Origin of the sequence: Papillibacter cinnamivorans DSM 12816 (assembly GCF_900176335.1) — a bacterium.
Lineage (GTDB): Bacteria > Bacillota > Clostridia > Oscillospirales > Oscillospiraceae > Papillibacter > Papillibacter cinnamivorans.
The window spans coordinates 55549-73011 of the sequence record NZ_FWXW01000006.1; the positions used below are offsets into that span (position 1 = coordinate 55549).

Consider the following 17463-nt stretch of genomic DNA (forward strand, 5'->3'; position numbering starts at 1 on the left):
AGTATAATAGAATATCATTAACGCGTTGTCAGAAAGCAGGAGGTGAGTACTGTTGTCCAGAAAGAACACCCGGCTGTCCATCGTCCTCACCGGTCTGCTGGTGAGCCTTGTCATGCTGCTGACCATGGTGTTCTTAAATGCCGGAGGAATTAAAAATTCTTTTATGCAGGGTATTCTTTTGGCCATGACAATTGCTGCCGTGGCGGGAACCGCAATCCTCTTGGTGATTTTAGATACGAAAGAGCCCGCGGAGAAACCATCAGATCCGGACGGTTCGGCCTTAACCGGTGCTATTTCGGACAGACAGCTTGATCTATGCGGTGAAGCGATACAACATGACTTTGACCTGAGTATTGCACAGAAATTTCTGAAAGATCAGGACCCGGTATTTCGGATCCTGTTTGATCCTTTGTCCTTTGGAATTTGTTTTGTTTCCGCAGAAGGCCGGATTCTGAAAGCCAACGTCAAGTTCAGACATATCCTGGGGTATACGGAAGACGAGCTCAGGGACATGCCTTTAATGGATCTGACGTTCCCGGGAGAGCGGGAGGCTGCGGAAACCTTCTTCAGGACTCCTCCGGGACCGGAGGACAGGGCGGCCAGCAAGGAGCAGCTCCTTTTCCGAAAAGACGGAAGCTCGATCTGGACCGATTTGTCGGTTCTCCCGTTTCCGAATGTCAAAGATACCGGCCGATATCTCCTGATCATCATACAGGATATCACGGACAGGAAACTGGCCGAAGCGGCATTGAAGGAAAGTGAAGACGGGTTAAAAAAGGCGCAGGCCATCGCCCATATGGGAAGCTGGGAAGCGGATATTTACAGCGGACAGGCCGTGGTTTCCGAGGAAGCACGCCGGATTTTGAATTTGAAGGGCGAGAAATATCCGATTACCAAAGATGAGATCCGGAATTCCATTCATGCGGAGGACCGAGGGAAATTTGACCGCGCCCTGACATGGCTTCTGGACAAGGGCGAAACCTGCGACCTTGAATACCGTATCCAGCCCGCCGAGGGCGAAAAAGAAAGAATCGTTCATGCTTTTGCTTCCCTGGAGCGGAATAAAGACGGGGCGCCGGAAAAAATACTGGGTGTGGTACTGGACATAACGGCGCTTCGGCGGATCGAAGAGGAACTGAGGGTTTCTCAGCTGCAGTTTGCCGCCGTATTCCAGCAGGCGCCCGTTGGAATCGGCATCGCCGATTCCTCTTCCGGACGCTTTTTCTGCTCCAATGGGAAACTCCGGGAAATTACAGGAAGAACAGAGGCAGAACTGGGGAAAGAAGGGGCGGAACGCCTCATTGTAGAGGAGATTTTATCCGGGGAAACCAAGGAGGAACCACCTGAAAAAAGCAGTCCCGGCAGTCACGGAAGAAAGAAGCTTCGCCGGCCCGACGGTTCGATGATCTGGATCAGGCAGACCAGAATCCAAGTTCATACCGGTGACGTGGGGGACGGCTTGATCCTGTGGATGCTGGAGGACATCTCTGAGCAGGCAAGAACCGAGGAAGCGCTGGAGGCAAGCGAGGCAAAACACAGGACCATGGTGGCCAACATTTCGGACGTGATCCTCATCGTTGACAGACAGTTCAAGGCAACCTACTGCAGCCCGAACCTCGGTACACGGTGCGGCTGGAATGCGGAGGATATTGTGGGGAAAGACATCAGGGTTTTTCTTCATCCCGACGAGGAAAAAAACCTGGAGGGCATTTTCCTGGGGCTGCTGGAACAAAAAGCGGGAAGCTGCAATACGCTGGAACTTCAATATCTGTGCAGGGACGGGGCATACCGACCCATGGAGATCGCCGCGACCAATCTTCTGGAGGACAAAAATATACAAGGGGTCCTCATCAACGGGCAGGACATCACGGAGCGGAAGCAGCGGGAAGAACAAATCTATTATCTCTATTATCACGATGTGCTGACAGATCTGTATAACCGGGCGTTCTTCGACGAAGAGCAAAAGCGGCTGGACACGCCGCGTCAGCTGCCTCTTTCCGTCATCATCGGAGATATCAATGGACTGAAGCTGATCAACGACGCCTTCGGACATGCCGAAGGGGATAAAATGTTGGTGGAAATCGCCCGGATACTAAAGCTCTGCACAAGAAAAGAAGACATCGTGGCGAGGACCGGGGGCGACGAGTTCAGTATCCTTCTTCCTCAGACCACCGGTGAAGAGGCCCATGCCATTCTTGAAAGAATCGAAGCCATGTGCGGTGAAACCGCCGCGAACCCCGAAACGGGTATTTATTTCACCAGCATATCTTTGGGGCACGCGACCAAGGTTTTAAAGGAGGAATCCTTTGAAGCCGTTATCAAGACGGCGGAAGAATACATGTACAAGCGGAAACTGCTGGAGCACAAAAGCCTGCACGGCTCCATCATCGCGTCCATCCGGACGGCCATGCATGAGAAGAGCCACGAAACGGAAGAAGAGGCCGGGAGGATCAAGGACCTTTCCGAATCACTGGGGAAGGCTTTAGGACTTTCGGAATACCAGCTCAACGAGCTGGAGCTTCTTTCTTCCATTCACGATATCGGGAAGATCAGCATCGACGAGGACGTTTTATTTAAACCGGGAAAACTCACGGAAGACGAATGGTATCAGCTGAAGAAGCATCCGGAGGTGGGTTACAGAATCGCCCAGGCCTCCCCGGAGCTCAAGCATATCGCGGACTTCATCCTCAGCCATCACGAACGGTGGGACGGAAGCGGTTATCCCCAGGGCCTGGCCGGCGAAGATATTCCGCTATTGTCCAGGGTGATGGCCGTGGTGGATTCCTATGAGGCGATGACGCACAATAAACCTTACCGCGCCGCCATGAGCCGGGAGGAGGCCATCGCCGAGCTGGAGAGAAACGCCGGAACGCAGTTTGATCCGGAGATCGTCAAGGCTTTCGTCCGGCAGATCCGGATGCAGGCCGACGACACACATAAAGAAGTCCGAGCAGAATCGTAAATGGGAATAAGTGAACGGTATTTTGGCAGGAACCGCCGGTTTTACCGGCGGTTCCTGCGTTCGTCGAAAAAACTTGTTTTCCGATGGGTATGAGGGAAGAAATGCCATGCATTTCTTTTCGCATGGCATTTTAGTTTTATACTATGTGATTCCAGTCACGGAAAATTCGTAAAGCTTTTCACCGGCGGGAGCCTGAACCCCCGGACGGGTATAACCTAACCGGAACGGAAGATGTTATCCGGAAGACGCTGGGGAGTTTCCCCGCAACAGAACAGAAACCGGCGGATCGTATCTTCTTCCGCAGCCCGGTCCGCCCCCAGCCGGCCAAGTCTGTCGCAGAGACTCAGAAGGGCCACGTCCAGGACGGGAGTTTCTTTTTTCATTTGCCCGATGTCCGCGAAAGGGAGCCCTTTTATCACAAAAAGCGGCTGCATGTGCCAGCGGACCAGGGCGCGGATTTTCTCCGCCGGCTCTTTTTCCATGGAAAACCGGGAGAGGAATTCCCGCGCCATGCGCGCTCCGAGGACATCGTGACCGTAAGAGGTGATTTTTCCCCTGCGGATCTGGGTGGTTCCGGGTTTTCCAATATCGTGGAGCAAGGCCGCCCACATAAAGGCCCGGGGCGAAGTGCTCCACTCCTTTACCGCGGCGGCTTCGTCCACCACCAGCAGGGTATGGCTCCAGGCGTCCCCTTCGGGATGGTGCGCCGGAGGCTGAAGGGTCCCTTTCAGCCGGGACAGGGCGGAAAAAGCGGGACTTTCCAGCGAGGGCGCAAAGGCGGAGCCGGCGATAAAGCGGGAAGGCCGCGTATCCGCCGTCAGATGGGCGTCCAGCATATCAAAGGCTTTCCGATCACTTTCACTGACTTTTTCCAAGAGCATTCTGCCTCCGGTTTCCATCCGGGCCCGGTGCCGGGCAAAAACTGCCTCGACGATGCGCCCTTCGTTTCTTTCCTTATAGTATACCAAATGAATACTGATATGCGATGAACCCAATGATAAAAATCGGTCTGGGTTCCTGCATGCGGGATGCAAAACATCCTCAATTGTTGTATCGACATTTTTCTTGAAGTCTAGTATAAGACGGGTTTGAACCGGAGCAAAGTCGATTTCATCACGCAGCAGACGAAAACGCGCCCGGATCCAGACGGAAACCGGGCGCGTTTTTGTCGTCAGAAAGGACCCGGCTGCCGCGCCGGTTCGATTAAAGGTTAAATCCTTGCGGCGAGGTCTACGGCGTCCTGGATGGCGTCCTGCACCTTGCCCACCTTTTTGGAGTCGCCGAGGGCGTACACCCGGGGCAGGCGATCTTTCAGAGACTCATACAGCGCGTTGTCCGGATGGGAACCCACGGCCAGTACGATCGTATCGCAGGGAATTTCCAGATTTGTAACCGCCCCGTCCTTTTCCATCTGGGCGTATACCGTCTGATTCCGGATATCCGTAATTTTTGTCAGGGCGTGCTGCCTGACGTTCAAACGTTTAAGATCCTTGAAGATGGGCCACCCCGTTCCCAGCTCGAAGCCCGCGCCGATGCGCTTTGCGATTTCGATGATGGTGACGGCGCGGTCGCTGTGATTGACCATGTAGTCGATTTTTTCCGGCGTTTCGGCCCTATGTACCGTCAGGAAATAGAGTTCCTCGGGAGAGATGGAACCCCTGTGGGCCAGATACTGGGCCGTTTCACAGCCCACCGAGCCGCCGCCCACCACAACGACGTTTTTCCCCGGCATGCACTCTCCGGCCAGAACAGCCGCGGCGGTGCACACGTCGATGCCCGAGGTGTCGCCCGGGAGGGTCAAGGTGTTGGGGATCACGCCGGAGGCGATCACCACCGCGTCGAATCCGGCCGCCTCTATGTTTTCCGGAGTTCCCTCTTTGCACAGTTCCACTTTGACGCCGCACTCGGCCAGCATGGCTTCATAGTATTCGATGAGGTGGATAAACTCCCCCTTGGAGGGCGGCATCATGACCAGATGCAGCTGACCTCCCAGGCGGGACGATTTTTCCCAAAGAGTGACAAAATGGCCGGCCCTTTTTGCCCGGAGGGCGAACTCGCAGCCGCCGGGGCCGCCGCCGATTACAAGGACCTTTTTCGGAGACTGCGTCCTGACGTTCTCGTCGATGAGATATTCCCGTCCCGCCGTCCCGTTCACCAGGCACTCTACGGATTTGTTGAAGAAGGTCTTGGCAAGGCACCCCTGGTTGCAGGCGACGCAGCGGCGGATGAGACGGGTGTTTCCTTCCCGGGCTTTTCTGCACCAGTCCGGGTCCGCAATCATGGGACGGCCGACGCCGATAAGATCGCCCCGTTCCAGCGCCAGGGTTTCCTCCGCGATCACAGGGTCGTTAATCCGATTGCAGGCCATGACGGGAATATTCACGGCCTTTTTCACCGCGGCGGCCAGATAGGTAAATCCTCCCACAGGCAGTTCTCCCGGGAGCTGGGGGACTACTGTCTCATGCCAGCCGCCGGTGACGTTGAGCAGGTCGATTCCCGCCTGCTCCATAACCTTGGCAAATTCCACCGCCTGGACGTTGGTGTTGGAACCGGGGATGAAGTCGTTTCCCGCGATGCGCATGAAGACGGGATAGTCCCCCACGGCGGCGCGGACCGCGGCGACCACTTCCCTGGGAAAGCGGCAGCGGTTTTCCCAGGAGCCGCCGTATTCGTCGGTGCGGAGGTTGGTGACGGGGGAGAGGAACTGGCTGATGAGATAGCCGGCGCCCCCTATGATCTCTACGGCGTCAAATCCGGCTTCCTTGGCCCGGCGGGCGCCCTGGGCCCAATTGTCGATGACCTCCCGGATCTCTTCCTTCGTTATCTCCTTGGGGGTCTCTCTGGTGAAGGTAGAGTAGACCGCAGAGGGAGCCAGAGCCTGCTTGCCCTCCGGGACGCAGCTGCTGTGGGAATAGCGCCCGGCGTGATAGAGCTGCACCGCCACAGGGCAGTTACGAGCGTGCATCCCGTCGGTGAATTCCCGCCAGCCGGGGATGGTGTCGTCGGTGCGAAGGCTCATCATGGACAGGGGGCCTCCGTAGTCGTCGAAGCGGCAGCCTCCCACGATGATGAGACCGGGGCCGCCCTCGGCCCTTCTCCAGTAGTATTGGTTGAAACGGGGAGTCGCGAAGCCATTGTCCGTGTAGAGATGGTGAATGGCGGGCATAACCACCCGGTTTTTCAGGGTCAGGCCCCTGACGTTGATTGGGGAGAAGAGCCTCTTGAATTCCATGGCAAGCATCCTTCCTTTCAATTTCAGCAGTGTTTCCGCGCGCCAAACCGCAGCCGCGGCAGGGGAGTTCCGTTTGGAAAGCGCGATGCACAGGCGGGAGAAAATTTACAATAGCGACAAGTGCCGTTCCCGCCGGAGGGACGGGGGAAAAAAGACAGACAAAAACTATTGACTTTAATGGCACAAAGTGTTAAAGTGTTCGTGAGGTGCAGAATATGAAGTTCGTATCCGCGTTCTATTATCAGGGCTACCGCCGCTATTATTACGGAGCGGCCGATTTTATATGCCCTGAGCCAGCCGGATGCGCCTGAAGCGCCTTTCAAAGGCGAACCAGCCGCGGCGACTCGTAAAGGGTTGCCGCGGTTTTTATTATGGCCTTGACCAAACGGCAGAGTAAAAACCGGCGGAACAGATAAGTATAAACCAACGGGGCAGCACCCGGAAAGGACGGATCAGCATGGTTGTAGTAATGAAGCGGGGCTTTACCGCCCAGGAGCTGGACGGGGTAAAGCAGCAGATGGAGGCCGGGGGCGTCAAGGTCATGGTGAGCCACGGCCAGGACACCACCATCCTCGGCGCGGAGGGAAACGCCGCAGCGGTGGACATGGAAAAGATTTCCCTTATGCCCGGGGTTGAGCGTATTATGCGGGTTACGGAGCCCTATAAGAAGGCCAACCGGAAATATCATCCCGACAACAGCCTTGTACCGGTGGGGAATGCCGTCCTGGGCGGGAAAAAGCTGGGCATCATCGCGGGGCCCTGTTCGGTGGAGAGCCACGAGCAGATCCTGGAGGTCGCAAGGAGCGTTCAGAGCTCCGGCGCCTGCGCCCTCCGCGGCGGGGCGTACAAACCCCGGTCCTCCCCGTACTCCTTCCAGGGGCTGGAGAAGGAAGGAATCCATATGCTCCAGGAGGCCCGGGAAAAGACGGGGCTTCCCATCGTGACGGAAATCATGTCCACCGACAACGTGGAGATGTTCGAGATGTGCGTGGACGTTATCCAGGTGGGCGCCCGGAACATGCAGAATTTCGACCTGCTCAAGCAGCTGGGAAAGACCTCGAAGCCCATCCTCCTCAAACGGGGGATGTCCTCCACCATCGAGGAGTGGCTCATGAGCGCGGAATATATCATGGCGGGGGGAAACGAAAACGTGATCCTCTGCGAGCGGGGGATCCGAACCTTCGAGACCTTTACCCGGAACACGCTGGACTTAAGCGCCATTCCCGCCGTCAAGTCCCTGAGCCATCTGCCGGTGCTGGTGGATCCCTCCCACTCCACAGGCAGGGCCTGGATGGTGGAGAGCATGGCCATCGCCGCCATAGCAGCCGGCGCGGACGGCCTTCTCATCGAGGTGCACAACGATCCGCCCAACGCACTGTGCGACGGAGCCCAGTCCATTACCCCCGACCAGTTCCAGGCGCTCATGGAGAAGCTCAAGGCAATGGCGGCCCTGGTGGGCCGGGAACTGTGAGGCGAAAATGGGAAAAACCATCGTTATTATAGGACTGGGACTCATCGGCGGATCCATGGCTATGGCGCTGCGTGGCTTTGAAGACAGCCGCCTGGTAGGAGTCGACACAGACCCGGAAACCCTCCGGTTCGCTGTGGAGCGGGGCGCCGTGGACGAGGCGGCGGAGAACGCGGAAACGGTGCTGGGAAGGGCGGATCTGGTATTCCTCTGCCTGCGCCCGGAGGGGATCATCCGGTTTATGGAAAAATACGCCGGGCAGTTCCGCTCCGGCGCCGTGGTGACGGACGTGGCGGGAATCAAGGGGGCCATAGTTGCGGCCGCCCGCTGCCTTCCGGATACCGTTGAGTTTATCGGCGGACACCCCATGGCCGGGCGCGAAACCAGCGGGATTCAAAACGCGGACGGGCGGCTTTTCCGGGGGGCGCACTATATCGTTACGCCATCGGAGAAAACCACGCCCTCTGCTCTCGCTCTGATGGAGCGCATCGCCCGGCATATCGGATGCCGGGACCTGGTACAGACAAAACCGGAGGAGCACGACGAGATCATCGCCTACACCAGCCAGGTGATGCACGTCATGGCCGTGGCAATCTGCGACGACCCCGTTTTGTTTCGCTGCAGGGGCTTCGAGGGAGGAAGCTTCCGGGACTGCACCCGGGTGGCCGCCCTGGACGTTCCCCTCTGGACGGAGCTGTTTTCCCTGAACGCCGGAGCCCTGACCGGAGTGCTTTCCCGGCTGGAGGGTAGCCTTAAGGCATATAGGGAGGCCCTGGAAACGGGCGACAGGGAAAGCCTTTCGGAAAAGCTCCGCTATTCCTCCGACCGGAAACGGCATATGAACCTGGAATGACGGACGAAGAGGGTCAGTTCTGCGCTTCCTTGGCCTCCAGTTCTTTTTCACGCTTGCGGTTTACGAAGTACAGGGCCGTGTCAACGGCGACCATGACGAAGTTGAGGATATACAGGACAAGCACGATATCCTGGCTGTAGAGAATCTTGTGAATGATGCCAAAGACATATCCCACTTCGATGATGAGCAGAAACTGCAGGCTTTTTCCTTTGGTGGATTTTGACTTGACCGATTTGTAGATGTTCGTGGGCCAGGCAAATCCGAAGCAAATCAGCATCCCCGCTTCAAAAAGGCTCATACAAAACTCCGTTCCGCCGATATCCCGGCATAAGATATGAAAAAGGTCCTTCCGTGAAGACAAACTACAGAAAGATTATAGTATACCGGAGACAAAAAAGCAATGAAGAAGCCGGAGACGGATTCCCGCCTCCGGCTATTCATTTAAAAAATCACATTGGGCTGAAAGGCCCGGATTTTTGCGGCCAGGGCCTCCAGTTCCGCACGGGTATAGGGACGGGCCGACACCCGGTCCTCGTCCTCCGGGAGATACTGTTCCGGGGGACGATAGCGGTTGAGGATGTACTTCGGCAGGGGGGGGAGCTCCCGCGCCATACCGAGAAGATCCTCTTCGGACAACTGGGGCGCCACCGTTGTGCGGACCTCAAAGGAAACGCCGTCCTCCAGGAGGAGCTTCACGGTGCGGAGGACCGGCTCCGCCGCCCCTCCGCTGCCGCAGATCTCCGGATACCGGCCTTTCGGCGCCTTGTAATCCACCGCAAAGTAATCGCATACCGCTTCCTTCAGAAGGCTTTCCACAATCCCGGGGGAGGAGCCGTTGGTGTCCAGCTTGACCCGGTAGCCCATAGCCTTGAGCTTTCTCAGGAAGGGAAGAAGGTCCGGCTGAAGAGTGGGTTCCCCTCCGCTGATCACCACTCCTTCCAAGAGCCCTGCGCGGGACGTAAGAAAAGCGCCGATTTCCCGATCCTCCAGAAGAGGGGCGGAGGGAGAGAGGATTGCCCGGTTGTGGCAGTAAAAGCAGTTGTAATTGCATCCCCGGACGAAAAGGATACAGGCGGTGCTGCCGGGAAAATCCACCATGGTGGTCTTGACGATCCCAGCGATATTCATACGGGGAGGGCTTCCTTCATGACAAATTTCACCCGCTGGGCATACTCCTCCTTTTTCCCCTTGTTGAAGTTCTGCACCGGGCGCAGATAGCCCACCACCCGGCTCCATACCTCCGCGGGAGCGCCGCACTCCGGGCAGGTGAAGTGCTCGCCGGCAATATAGCCGTGGTCGTTGCAGACGGAGAAGGTGGGGGTAAGGGATACGTAGGGAAGCTTGTACTTCGTGAATATGGTGCGGATGAGGTGCTTGGAGGCCTCCACGTCCTTTATTTCCTCGCCCAGGTAGAGGTGGAGCACCGTTCCCCCCGTGTACAAAGACTGAAGCTCGTCCTGAAGGTCCAGGGTCTCGAAAATATCGTCAGAAAAGCCCACGGGAAGCTGGGAGGAGTTGGTGTAATAGGGGACGCTCTCCCCCGCCGTGATAATATCCGGCCAGCGTTCGCGGTCCAGCTTTGCCAGGCGGTAGCTGGTTCCTTCCGCGGGCGTCGCCTCCAGATTGTAGTAATGCCCGGTTTCGTCCTGAATCTCCCGGATGATGTCCCGCATATAGGTGAGGGTATCCACGGCGAACCGCTGACCCTCGGGGGTCGTAAGATCGGTGTCCCGCCCGAAAAGATTCTGGCAGGCCTCGCTCATGCCGATGAGGCCGATGGTGTTGAAATGATTGTACCAATAAGACCCCGTGCGCTCCTTCACATCTTTGAGGTAGTTGGCGGAGTAAGGGTACAGGCCGTGATCGGTCTGTTCCTCGATCACCTTGCGCTTGATTTCCAGGCTGTCTTTCGCATGTATCATCTGCTGCCACAGACGAATCCGGAATTCCGACTCGCTTTTGGACAGATAGGCAAGACGGGGCAGATTGACGGTGACGACCCCGATGGAGCCGGTGAGGGGATTGGAGCCGAAGAGGCCGCCGCCCCGCTTGCGCAGCTCCGCCGTGTTAAGCCGCAGGCGGCAGCACATGGAAAGGGCGTCCTCGGGGGAGAGATCGGAGTTCACATAATTGGAGAAATAGGGAATTCCGTATTTGCAGGAGATGCGCATAAACTGGTCCACCACGGGGCTGTCCCAGTCGAAATTTTTGGTGACGTTGATGGTGGGGATGGGGAAGGTGAAGACCCGGCCCTTGGAATCGCCCTCCATCATCACATCGCAGAAGGCCATGTTCAGCATGTCCATTTCCGCCTGGAAGTCGCCGTAGGTCTCCGGCATGACCTTCCCGCCCACGACGACGCCCTGGTTTTTCAGCGTGGAGGGAGGAACGATGTCGAAGGTCAGGTTGGAGAAGGGGCACTGGAAGCCCACCCGGGTGGGCACGTTGAGGTTGAAGACAAATTCCTGCAGCGCCTGCTTTACCGTCTGGTAGTCCAGCTTGTCATAGCGGATAAAGGGAGCGCAGTAAGTGTCGAAAGAGGACCAGGCCTGAGCACCGGCGGTTTCCCCCTGTGTGGTGAAGGTGGAGTTTACAATCTGGCCCAGGAAGGAACGCAGGTGCTTGGCCGGCTTGGATTCCACCTTACCGGGGACTCCGCCGAAGCCTTTTACCAGCACCTGGCGCAGGTCCCATCCCGCGCAGTAGGGCCCGAAGAACCCAAGGTCGTGGATGTGGATATCGCCGGACAGATGGGCCTCCCGGATGCTGTCGGGATAGATCTCATGAAGCCAATAATTCTGGGTAAAGGCTTCCCGCACATAGTTGTTCAGACCGTTGATGGACTTCTGGGTGTTGGCGTTTTCGTTTATTTTCCAGTCCCGGTCGTTCAAATACTCGGTGAACATGTGGATGGTGGCCCCGATGAGGGCGTTGGACTCCCGGGCGGAGCGCCTTTTTTCCCGGTAGAGAATGAAGGCTTTTGCGGTTTTGGCATGCCCGTTTTCAATGAGTACCTTTTCCACAATATCCTGGATTCCCTCCACCTCGGCAACCCCGTCGGCATACCGCGCTTCGGCCAGAAGCACCACCTCGTCCGCCAGGCGCTCGGAAGTGGCAAAATCGTTTCCGCCCACGGCGGTGGCCGCCTTGAAAATGGCCAGTACGATCTTCTCCTTCTTAAAAGGTACGGTGGAGCGGTCTCTTTTTACAATCTGAGTAAGCATGTCCATCCCTCCTGATGCATCGCGAGGCCCTTCGGCCCCGCGTATTTCCTTTTCCCAACCGCCGCCCGCGGCAGATCCGTTCTGGGAAAAACACAATATATATGATGCGCACATTTCGTTAGGTACTATATATATTAATTTACCTGGAAGGCGTTGTCAACAGGTCGACCATAATTTTTTTTATTTTTACCTCCGGATGATGAGCTGAAACAAGCTCAAAGGCTTGCCGGGGGGACGTTTGAAGGAAGGAATTTTTCGTTTTCAGGACCTTTACAAGAACATATGTTCTATGATATACTCGGGACAAGGAGGCGAGGCCATGGACCTGTTTGAAAAGCTCAGGATTCTCACGGACGCTGCCAAATTCGACGTGGCGTGCACCTCCAGCGGCGTAGAAAAAACAGCCGCCCCCGGCGGAATCGGGAGCGCCGCTTCCTGCGGCATCTGCCACACCTTCGCGGCGGACGGCCGATGTGTATCTCTTTTAAAAGTTCTGCTCACCAACAGCTGCGTTTACGACTGCAAATACTGCGTCAACCGCAGGTCCAACGACACGCCCCGGGCGGTGTTCACCCCCCGGGAGCTGGCGGAACTCACCATCCAGTTTTACCGCCGGAACTATATCGAGGGGCTTTTTTTAAGCTCCGGGGTATACCGGAATCCGGACTACACCTGCGAGCAGATGATCGAGGTGCTGCGGACGCTCCGGGAGGAGTACCGGTTTTCCGGGTATATCCACGCCAAGGCCATCCCCGGGGCCGACCCGCGGCTCATCGACCGACTGGGGTGCCTTGCCGACCGGATGAGCATCAATATCGAGCTTCCCTCCCGGGAGAGCCTGCGTCTGCTGGCTCCCGACAAATCCCGGCAGTCCATTTTCGCGCCCATGGGGCAGATCCGGGACAGGATCCAGGACAACTCCACCGAGCTTGTGAGGTACCGGGGCGCGCCCCGCTTCGCCCCGGCGGGGCAGAGCACCCAGATGATCGTGGGGGCCACGCCGGACACGGACTACCAGATCCTGAAGCTCACGGAAGGCCTTTACAGGAAATACTCCCTCAAGCGGGTGTTCTTTTCCGCCTACATCCCCATGGCCTCCCACGAGCTGCTGCCGGCCGCCGGCACAAAGCCGCCCCTTCTCCGGGAGCACCGGCTGTACCAGGCGGACTGGCTGCTGCGGTACTATCAGTTTTCCGCCGGGGAGCTGCTGGACGAGGAGCACCAGACCTTCAATCCCTTTGTGGACCCCAAGTGCAACTGGGCCCTCAACCACATGGAGCTCTTCCCCGTGGAGGTAAACCGGGCGGCCTACGAGACGCTCCTCCGGGTCCCGGGGATCGGGGTGACGGGGGCCAAGCGCATCCTCCGGGCCAGAAGGCAGTCCCGCCTGGATTTTGTCGGGCTCAAGCGGCTGGGAGTCGTTTTGAAGCGGGCCCAGTATTTCGTGACCTGCGACGGGAAGCGGCTGGAAGGGCTGAAAATCACACAGGATTCCGCGTTGCGCGCCCTGATGTCGGACAGAGAACTGGAGCTTTATCAGGGGAGCCGACGCCTGTTTCAGGCCCCGGAGCAGCTTTCCCTCTTCGGCGACCGGAATCCGACACAGGAGGATCTGCAGAAATGCCTCACAGGCCAAATCTGAACTATCTTTACGACGGCAGCTTCGAGGGCCTTCTCTGCTGCGTCTTTGAAAGCTATCAAAGAGATGAAATCCCGGCGGATATCCTTCCACCGGACAGCTCCCAGCTGTCGTTTTTGCCGGGACGCGAGATCGGGACCGATCCGGAGCGGGCCCGGCGGGTGCTCCGATCGATCCCGGAGAAAATGGGGCAGGATGCCCTGGGACTTGTAAAATACGCCTTTCTCACCTGCCTTGCGCAAAAGGAACTGCACATCCTCCTGTTTCTGCGCAGGGGGTACCAGTGCGGCCCGTCCATCTGCCGCAGGCTTACGGATGACGCCGTCTATCCTGTCCAGAAGGCGGTGCAGCACCTGACCCGGGAGGCGCACCTTCTGAAGGGCTTCATCCGGTTTTCCGCTTACGGGAATCTGCTGGCGGCGGAGATCGGGCCGGAAAATTTCGTCCTGCCCCTGCTCACCGAGCATTTCTGCCGGCGCTTCCCGGAGGAGCGCTTCCTCATCCACGACACGGCCCACGAAATGGCGCTGCTCTATTGTCCGCACAAAGCGGCCATTCTGGGAACGGAAGGCCTTACGATGCCCCTGCCGGACCGGGAGGAGCAGGATTTCCGGGAGCTCTGGCGGACGTACTACAACACCATCGAGGTTCCGGGCAGGCACAATCCCAAGTGCCGCATGAGCCACATGCCAAAGCGCTACTGGGCGTATATGACCGAGCTCGGCCGCGAGGAGAAGGAAACAGGCCGGCTTTCCGCTCCGACCTCCGCGGCTTTTTCCCTGGAGGAAAAACGCTGAAGACGCAAACGATCATCCTATCCCGAGAGAGAGCGGCGGCTTTGAAATTCTTTGTTTCAAAGCCGCCGCCTGCGTATGGTATTTCCTGAATCCAGCCCGCCGCCGGGACAGCGTTTTTTTCTGACGGTTGTTTCCGTGAGCAGCGCCGATCTGTCAGGAAACAGATGACGTTATTTCTCCCATATCAAAACCCGTCACAGCCCCATTGCCGTCGTATGTAAAACCGACATCGGCCTCAAAGGGCGGCATATGTTCCAGATAGCACTGAACTCCCGGCTGCGCCTGCGAATAAAGCGTCGGAACGAAGGATACTTTTACAGAATTGCCGCTGAGGGTATACCAGATCTGGTTTCCAAAGTAGAAGCCGTCCGGCATAATATCCGTACCGTCAGGAGTCCCGATGGATACCAGGCTGTCCGCCGCAATTTGCACGCCGTCAGCGCGGACCGTCACCGTCTTGCTCTCCGCGTCATAGGACATAGTGATTTTATCGTTGAGAGAGTCGACCATGCTGCCGATATCCAAATGATACGGGACCGCCTGACTGCCGCTCACCTGAAAGACATGCAGGTCGGATATCGATACTCCCGTCCCGCTTCCGGTATGGCAGGCGACGAATATCTCACTCCCATCTTCGCTGGCACTTACCTCCGGAGGCAGAGTCGTGTTAGTCATATACAGATACGGGAAAGCGTAGATATGCTGTTCTTCTCCGATATCCAGGATAAGCCCGTAGTCAGGATGCGCCGTATCGTTATAGCCATAAAGATAGATGTTCCGCTCCGGAATGGAATTTAGAAAAAACAGGGAACTGTTCTGCCAGCCTTCGTTTTTTGCCCGAATATCCGTTGCCCTTTCTCCCTTTCTGGCATCCGGTACGGTCAGCGCCGCTACTGTATCCTGAAAAGAATTTATGAAATCCTCCGGGGCGCCTTCGAATATTTTTCCGTCCGTATACAGATCCTGCGGATTCATGGCCCGGAGGTCAGACTGCGCGGCGCCGCCATTTCCGTCCGCCTTGGAATAGACCGTCAAAGAGTCTTCCGTAAACCGGAGCCGGAATTCGTGGGTATCGCTCTCTTCACCGTTCAGGTGGTATGTAAACCGTAAAACCGAAGGGTCATCGGAGCTTGAAAAGTAGTGCCCGGGAAAAGCGATATCCGGGAAGGTGCTCATCAGCAGATCGTCGAACGCCGTCACATAGATCTGCCCGTTCCGCTCATAGCAGTAAAACGCGTCTCTCGCGCCCGAAACATCGCCCGGATACCCGTGATAGAACCAGAGCAGTTCTTTCTTGCCGTCACCGTCCATATCGTTCTCGATGACGAAATTGTCACACCGGACCAGGAGCTTCAGAGTTCCGTCCGCTTCAAAATAGTAATAGTCTATGGCCGTATAGGCGGCTCCGACCGGAGACTGGATATAAAAGCCGTCATGACTGAAAACGTTCTCGAAAGGCCCGATGTCATATCCTTCTTCGTACAGACCGGCCTCATAAAACCGCGTTACTCTGCCGTCGGCGGTTTTATAGGCGCAGAATATGCCTCCGGACTGCGCCCGGCAGAAAAACACTTCGGTTTCGTTTTCACAGGGATAAGATACTATCACGGAGGCAATGTCGGAAGGATCCACCGCGGCCGTCTCCACCTCGGGAGCTTCGTAAGGCTCGGTATCCGCGAGGGGAACCGCGGCAATCAGCGTATATCCGTCTGCCTTTGCGGTGTCTTCCGCGGATAAACCGCTCTGAGGATCCGTATCGCCGGCGGACTTGGTTACGACCACGCCCAACGCCCCGGCGCAGCCCGTGAGCAGAAGGGCCAGCGCAAGGGCCAGCGCCGCCGCCCGGGGTGTTATTTTCCGGTAATGCAGGATGCCGACCAGTCTTTCCTTCAGCTGCTTTTTTTCTTCGCACAGGGTTGTGGTGAGGATGCCGGCGGGCAGTCTTCCGCCTGCGGAAAAGGCGAGAAGCGTGTTTCCGTACCGCTGCCTCTCGGCTTCGGATATTTCACCGATTACCGCCTCGTCGCAGGAAAGCTCGCAAGCGGCGCTGATCTCTTTGCGTATAAAAGGCATCAGAGGGTTAAACCAGTGCAAGGACGTGACGGCCACGGCCAGCCACTTATAAAGCACGTCCTTTCGTTTGTAGTGAGTCAGCTCATGGCGCAGAATGTCTTTCAGCTCCCCGCCCAGGCCGCTGCGGACATAGGCGAGGGGAGGAAGGACGATAACCGGGCGGAAAATGCCCACCAGCATGGGCGTGGCGACACCGCCGCTGCAAACAATGGAAAGGCGGGAGCTGCCGATCAGCTCCTCAAACACCGTAAGATCGTCCCCGTGCGGTGCGGTGCGGGAGCGCCGTATGCGCCGGACAAAATACAGATACGCAGTCACGAACCAGCCGAAGCTTACGGCCGAGCCGGCCAGCCAAATCCATATCAGGCTGCTTTTAATAAAGCTCCATAAATCCGGTGTCTGCCGTGTATTTACAGGCGTTTTCGCGCCGGCGGCTTCAAGGTTCTGCGGCTGCTGCGGGACGGCTGTCGCAGGTGATTTTACGGCGGCGTTCCCATCGGCCCCGCCCGTTTCACTTTGCGGCGAACGATCGTCCTGCACGGACGGGATCCGGTTCACATCCGTCTGTCCGGCTACAAAGAGAGAACCCATGAGATTCACGGGAGCTGAAATAGGCAAAACGAGGCGCAGCAGCACCAAAAGCCAGATGTAATAGGAAAAGGCTTTGGGTATCCTGTTTTTCAGAAAGGGTTTTCCGGCAAACAGGACCAGGGCTAAAAGGGAGCCGGATGCGGAAAGGGACAATATGGTCATCACTATGCTATTCATGCTTTTCACCTGCGTTGAACATTGCGGTAAGCTCCGCTATATCCTTTTCGCCCAGTTGCCCGTCCGAAACCAGCGACGCCACCAGCTTTTTCGCGCTCCCAGCAAATATCTTGTTTACAAATGTACGCGTAGACCACCGGCTGTATTCCTCCCGGGTTACCACCGCGCTGTAGACCCCCCGCCTCTCCAGCCTAACGATTCCCTTGGCCTGTAGCCGCCGGAGAAGCGTCTTTATCGTGGAATCTTCCCATCCGCAGCGCAGGGAAAGCACGCGGCGTACCTCAATGAGCGGCAGGGCCTCTCCCGCACTCCAGAGCACGCGCATCACTTCCAGCTCCGAATCCTGAATTTTGCCGGACCGTTCGTTCATGGCAGCCTCCCGTAAGGTTTACAAGAGTAATCTTTTCTTAAAGTTTACGACCGTAATCTTTTGCTGTCAAGTACCAG

General features: G+C 57.1%; 12 protein-coding genes. 5 read left to right on the forward strand and 7 right to left on the reverse strand.

The window, feature by feature from the left end:
• Nucleotides 1-52 precede the first annotated feature (52 nt).
• Nucleotides 53-2962 carry a PAS domain S-box protein gene (locus B9A13_RS10120; protein WP_084235042.1) on the forward strand — a complete coding sequence of 970 codons (2910 nt, stop codon included), beginning with the start codon at nt 53-55 and terminating at the stop codon, nt 2960-2962.
• A gap of 215 nt (nt 2963-3177) precedes the next feature.
• On the opposite strand, the gene B9A13_RS10125 is transcribed toward B9A13_RS10120, so the two are convergent.
• Together B9A13_RS10125 and B9A13_RS10130 are read right to left on the reverse strand one after the other, a co-directional pair.
• Nucleotides 3178-3837: an HD domain-containing protein gene (locus B9A13_RS10125; RefSeq protein ID WP_242942836.1), complete on the reverse strand. Its 660-nt coding sequence runs from the start codon at nt 3835-3837 to the stop codon at nt 3178-3180.
• A 335-nt stretch (nt 3838-4172) separates the two neighbouring features.
• Entirely contained in the window at nt 4173-6194 is a 2022-nt protein-coding gene (locus B9A13_RS10130; protein ID WP_084235043.1) for an oxidoreductase, read from the reverse strand.
• A 457-nt stretch (nt 6195-6651) separates the two neighbouring features.
• Here B9A13_RS10130 and aroF point away from each other — a divergent pair, with 457 nt between their 5' ends.
• Together aroF and B9A13_RS10140 are read left to right on the forward strand one after the other, a co-directional pair.
• Nucleotides 6652-7665: a 3-deoxy-7-phosphoheptulonate synthase gene (gene aroF, locus B9A13_RS10135; protein WP_084235044.1), complete on the forward strand. Its 1014-nt coding sequence runs from the start codon at nt 6652-6654 to the stop codon at nt 7663-7665.
• A 7-nt stretch (nt 7666-7672) separates the two neighbouring features.
• Nucleotides 7673-8515, forward strand: coding sequence for a prephenate dehydrogenase (locus B9A13_RS10140; RefSeq protein WP_084235045.1), 843 nt, complete (start codon nt 7673-7675; stop codon nt 8513-8515).
• 13 nt (nt 8516-8528) lie between these two features.
• Here the strand turns inward: B9A13_RS10140 and B9A13_RS10145 are convergent, their stop codons facing one another.
• The 3 genes from B9A13_RS10145 to B9A13_RS10155 all read right to left on the reverse strand — a co-directional run bounded on the left by B9A13_RS10145 (nt 8529) and on the right by B9A13_RS10155 (nt 11739).
• Nucleotides 8529-8813, reverse strand: a complete 285-nt coding sequence (locus B9A13_RS10145; RefSeq protein ID WP_084235046.1) for a hypothetical protein — start codon at nt 8811-8813, stop codon at nt 8529-8531.
• A gap of 143 nt (nt 8814-8956) precedes the next feature.
• Nucleotides 8957-9643: an anaerobic ribonucleoside-triphosphate reductase activating protein gene (locus B9A13_RS10150; protein WP_084235047.1), complete on the reverse strand. Its 687-nt coding sequence runs from the start codon at nt 9641-9643 to the stop codon at nt 8957-8959.
• Nucleotides 9640-11739 carry a ribonucleoside triphosphate reductase gene (locus B9A13_RS10155; RefSeq protein ID WP_084235048.1) on the reverse strand — a complete coding sequence of 700 codons (2100 nt, stop codon included), beginning with the start codon at nt 11737-11739 and terminating at the stop codon, nt 9640-9642. The genes B9A13_RS10150 and B9A13_RS10155 overlap by 4 nt, the downstream gene beginning before the upstream one ends.
• A gap of 319 nt (nt 11740-12058) precedes the next feature.
• Here B9A13_RS10155 and B9A13_RS10160 point away from each other — a divergent pair, with 319 nt between their 5' ends.
• Together B9A13_RS10160 and B9A13_RS10165 are read left to right on the forward strand one after the other, a co-directional pair.
• Complete coding sequence (locus B9A13_RS10160) at nt 12059-13381, forward strand: putative DNA modification/repair radical SAM protein (protein ID WP_084235049.1); 1323 nt, start codon at nt 12059-12061, stop codon at nt 13379-13381.
• A complete protein-coding gene (locus B9A13_RS10165) occupies nt 13360-14175 on the forward strand; it encodes a TIGR03915 family putative DNA repair protein (RefSeq protein ID WP_084235050.1) in 816 nt (271 codons plus the stop codon). Before B9A13_RS10160 ends, B9A13_RS10165 begins: the two co-directional genes overlap by 22 nt.
• A 153-nt stretch (nt 14176-14328) precedes the next feature.
• Here B9A13_RS10165 and B9A13_RS10170 read toward each other — a convergent pair whose 3' ends face one another.
• The gene (locus B9A13_RS10170) at nt 14329-17016 is read right to left on the reverse strand and encodes a M56 family metallopeptidase (RefSeq protein ID WP_084235051.1); all 2688 of its coding nucleotides are present in this window, start codon (nt 17014-17016) and stop codon (nt 14329-14331) included.
• Nucleotides 17009-17386: a BlaI/MecI/CopY family transcriptional regulator gene (locus B9A13_RS10175; RefSeq protein ID WP_084235052.1), complete on the reverse strand. Its 378-nt coding sequence runs from the start codon at nt 17384-17386 to the stop codon at nt 17009-17011. Before B9A13_RS10175 ends, B9A13_RS10170 begins: the two co-directional genes overlap by 8 nt.
• Between the last annotated feature and the right edge of the window lie 77 nt (nt 17387-17463).

Coding starts and splice junctions, on each gene's coding strand:
- B9A13_RS10130 (WP_084235043.1), bottom strand. CDS start 6,194: ATGGAATTCAAGAGGCTCTTCTCCCCAATCAACGTCAGGGGCCTGACC.
- aroF (WP_084235044.1), top strand. CDS start 6,652: ATGGTTGTAGTAATGAAGCGGGGCTTTACCGCCCAGGAGCTGGACGGG.
- B9A13_RS10140 (WP_084235045.1), top strand. CDS start 7,673: ATGGGAAAAACCATCGTTATTATAGGACTGGGACTCATCGGCGGATCC.
- B9A13_RS10145 (WP_084235046.1), bottom strand. CDS start 8,813: ATGAGCCTTTTTGAAGCGGGGATGCTGATTTGCTTCGGATTTGCCTGG.
- B9A13_RS10150 (WP_084235047.1), bottom strand. CDS start 9,643: ATGAATATCGCTGGGATCGTCAAGACCACCATGGTGGATTTTCCCGGC.
- B9A13_RS10155 (WP_084235048.1), bottom strand. CDS start 11,739: ATGCTTACTCAGATTGTAAAAAGAGACCGCTCCACCGTACCTTTTAAG.
- B9A13_RS10160 (WP_084235049.1), top strand. CDS start 12,059: ATGGACCTGTTTGAAAAGCTCAGGATTCTCACGGACGCTGCCAAATTC.
- B9A13_RS10165 (WP_084235050.1), top strand. CDS start 13,360: ATGCCTCACAGGCCAAATCTGAACTATCTTTACGACGGCAGCTTCGAG.
- B9A13_RS10170 (WP_084235051.1), bottom strand. CDS start 17,016: ATGAATAGCATAGTGATGACCATATTGTCCCTTTCCGCATCCGGCTCC.
- B9A13_RS10175 (WP_084235052.1), bottom strand. CDS start 17,386: ATGAACGAACGGTCCGGCAAAATTCAGGATTCGGAGCTGGAAGTGATG.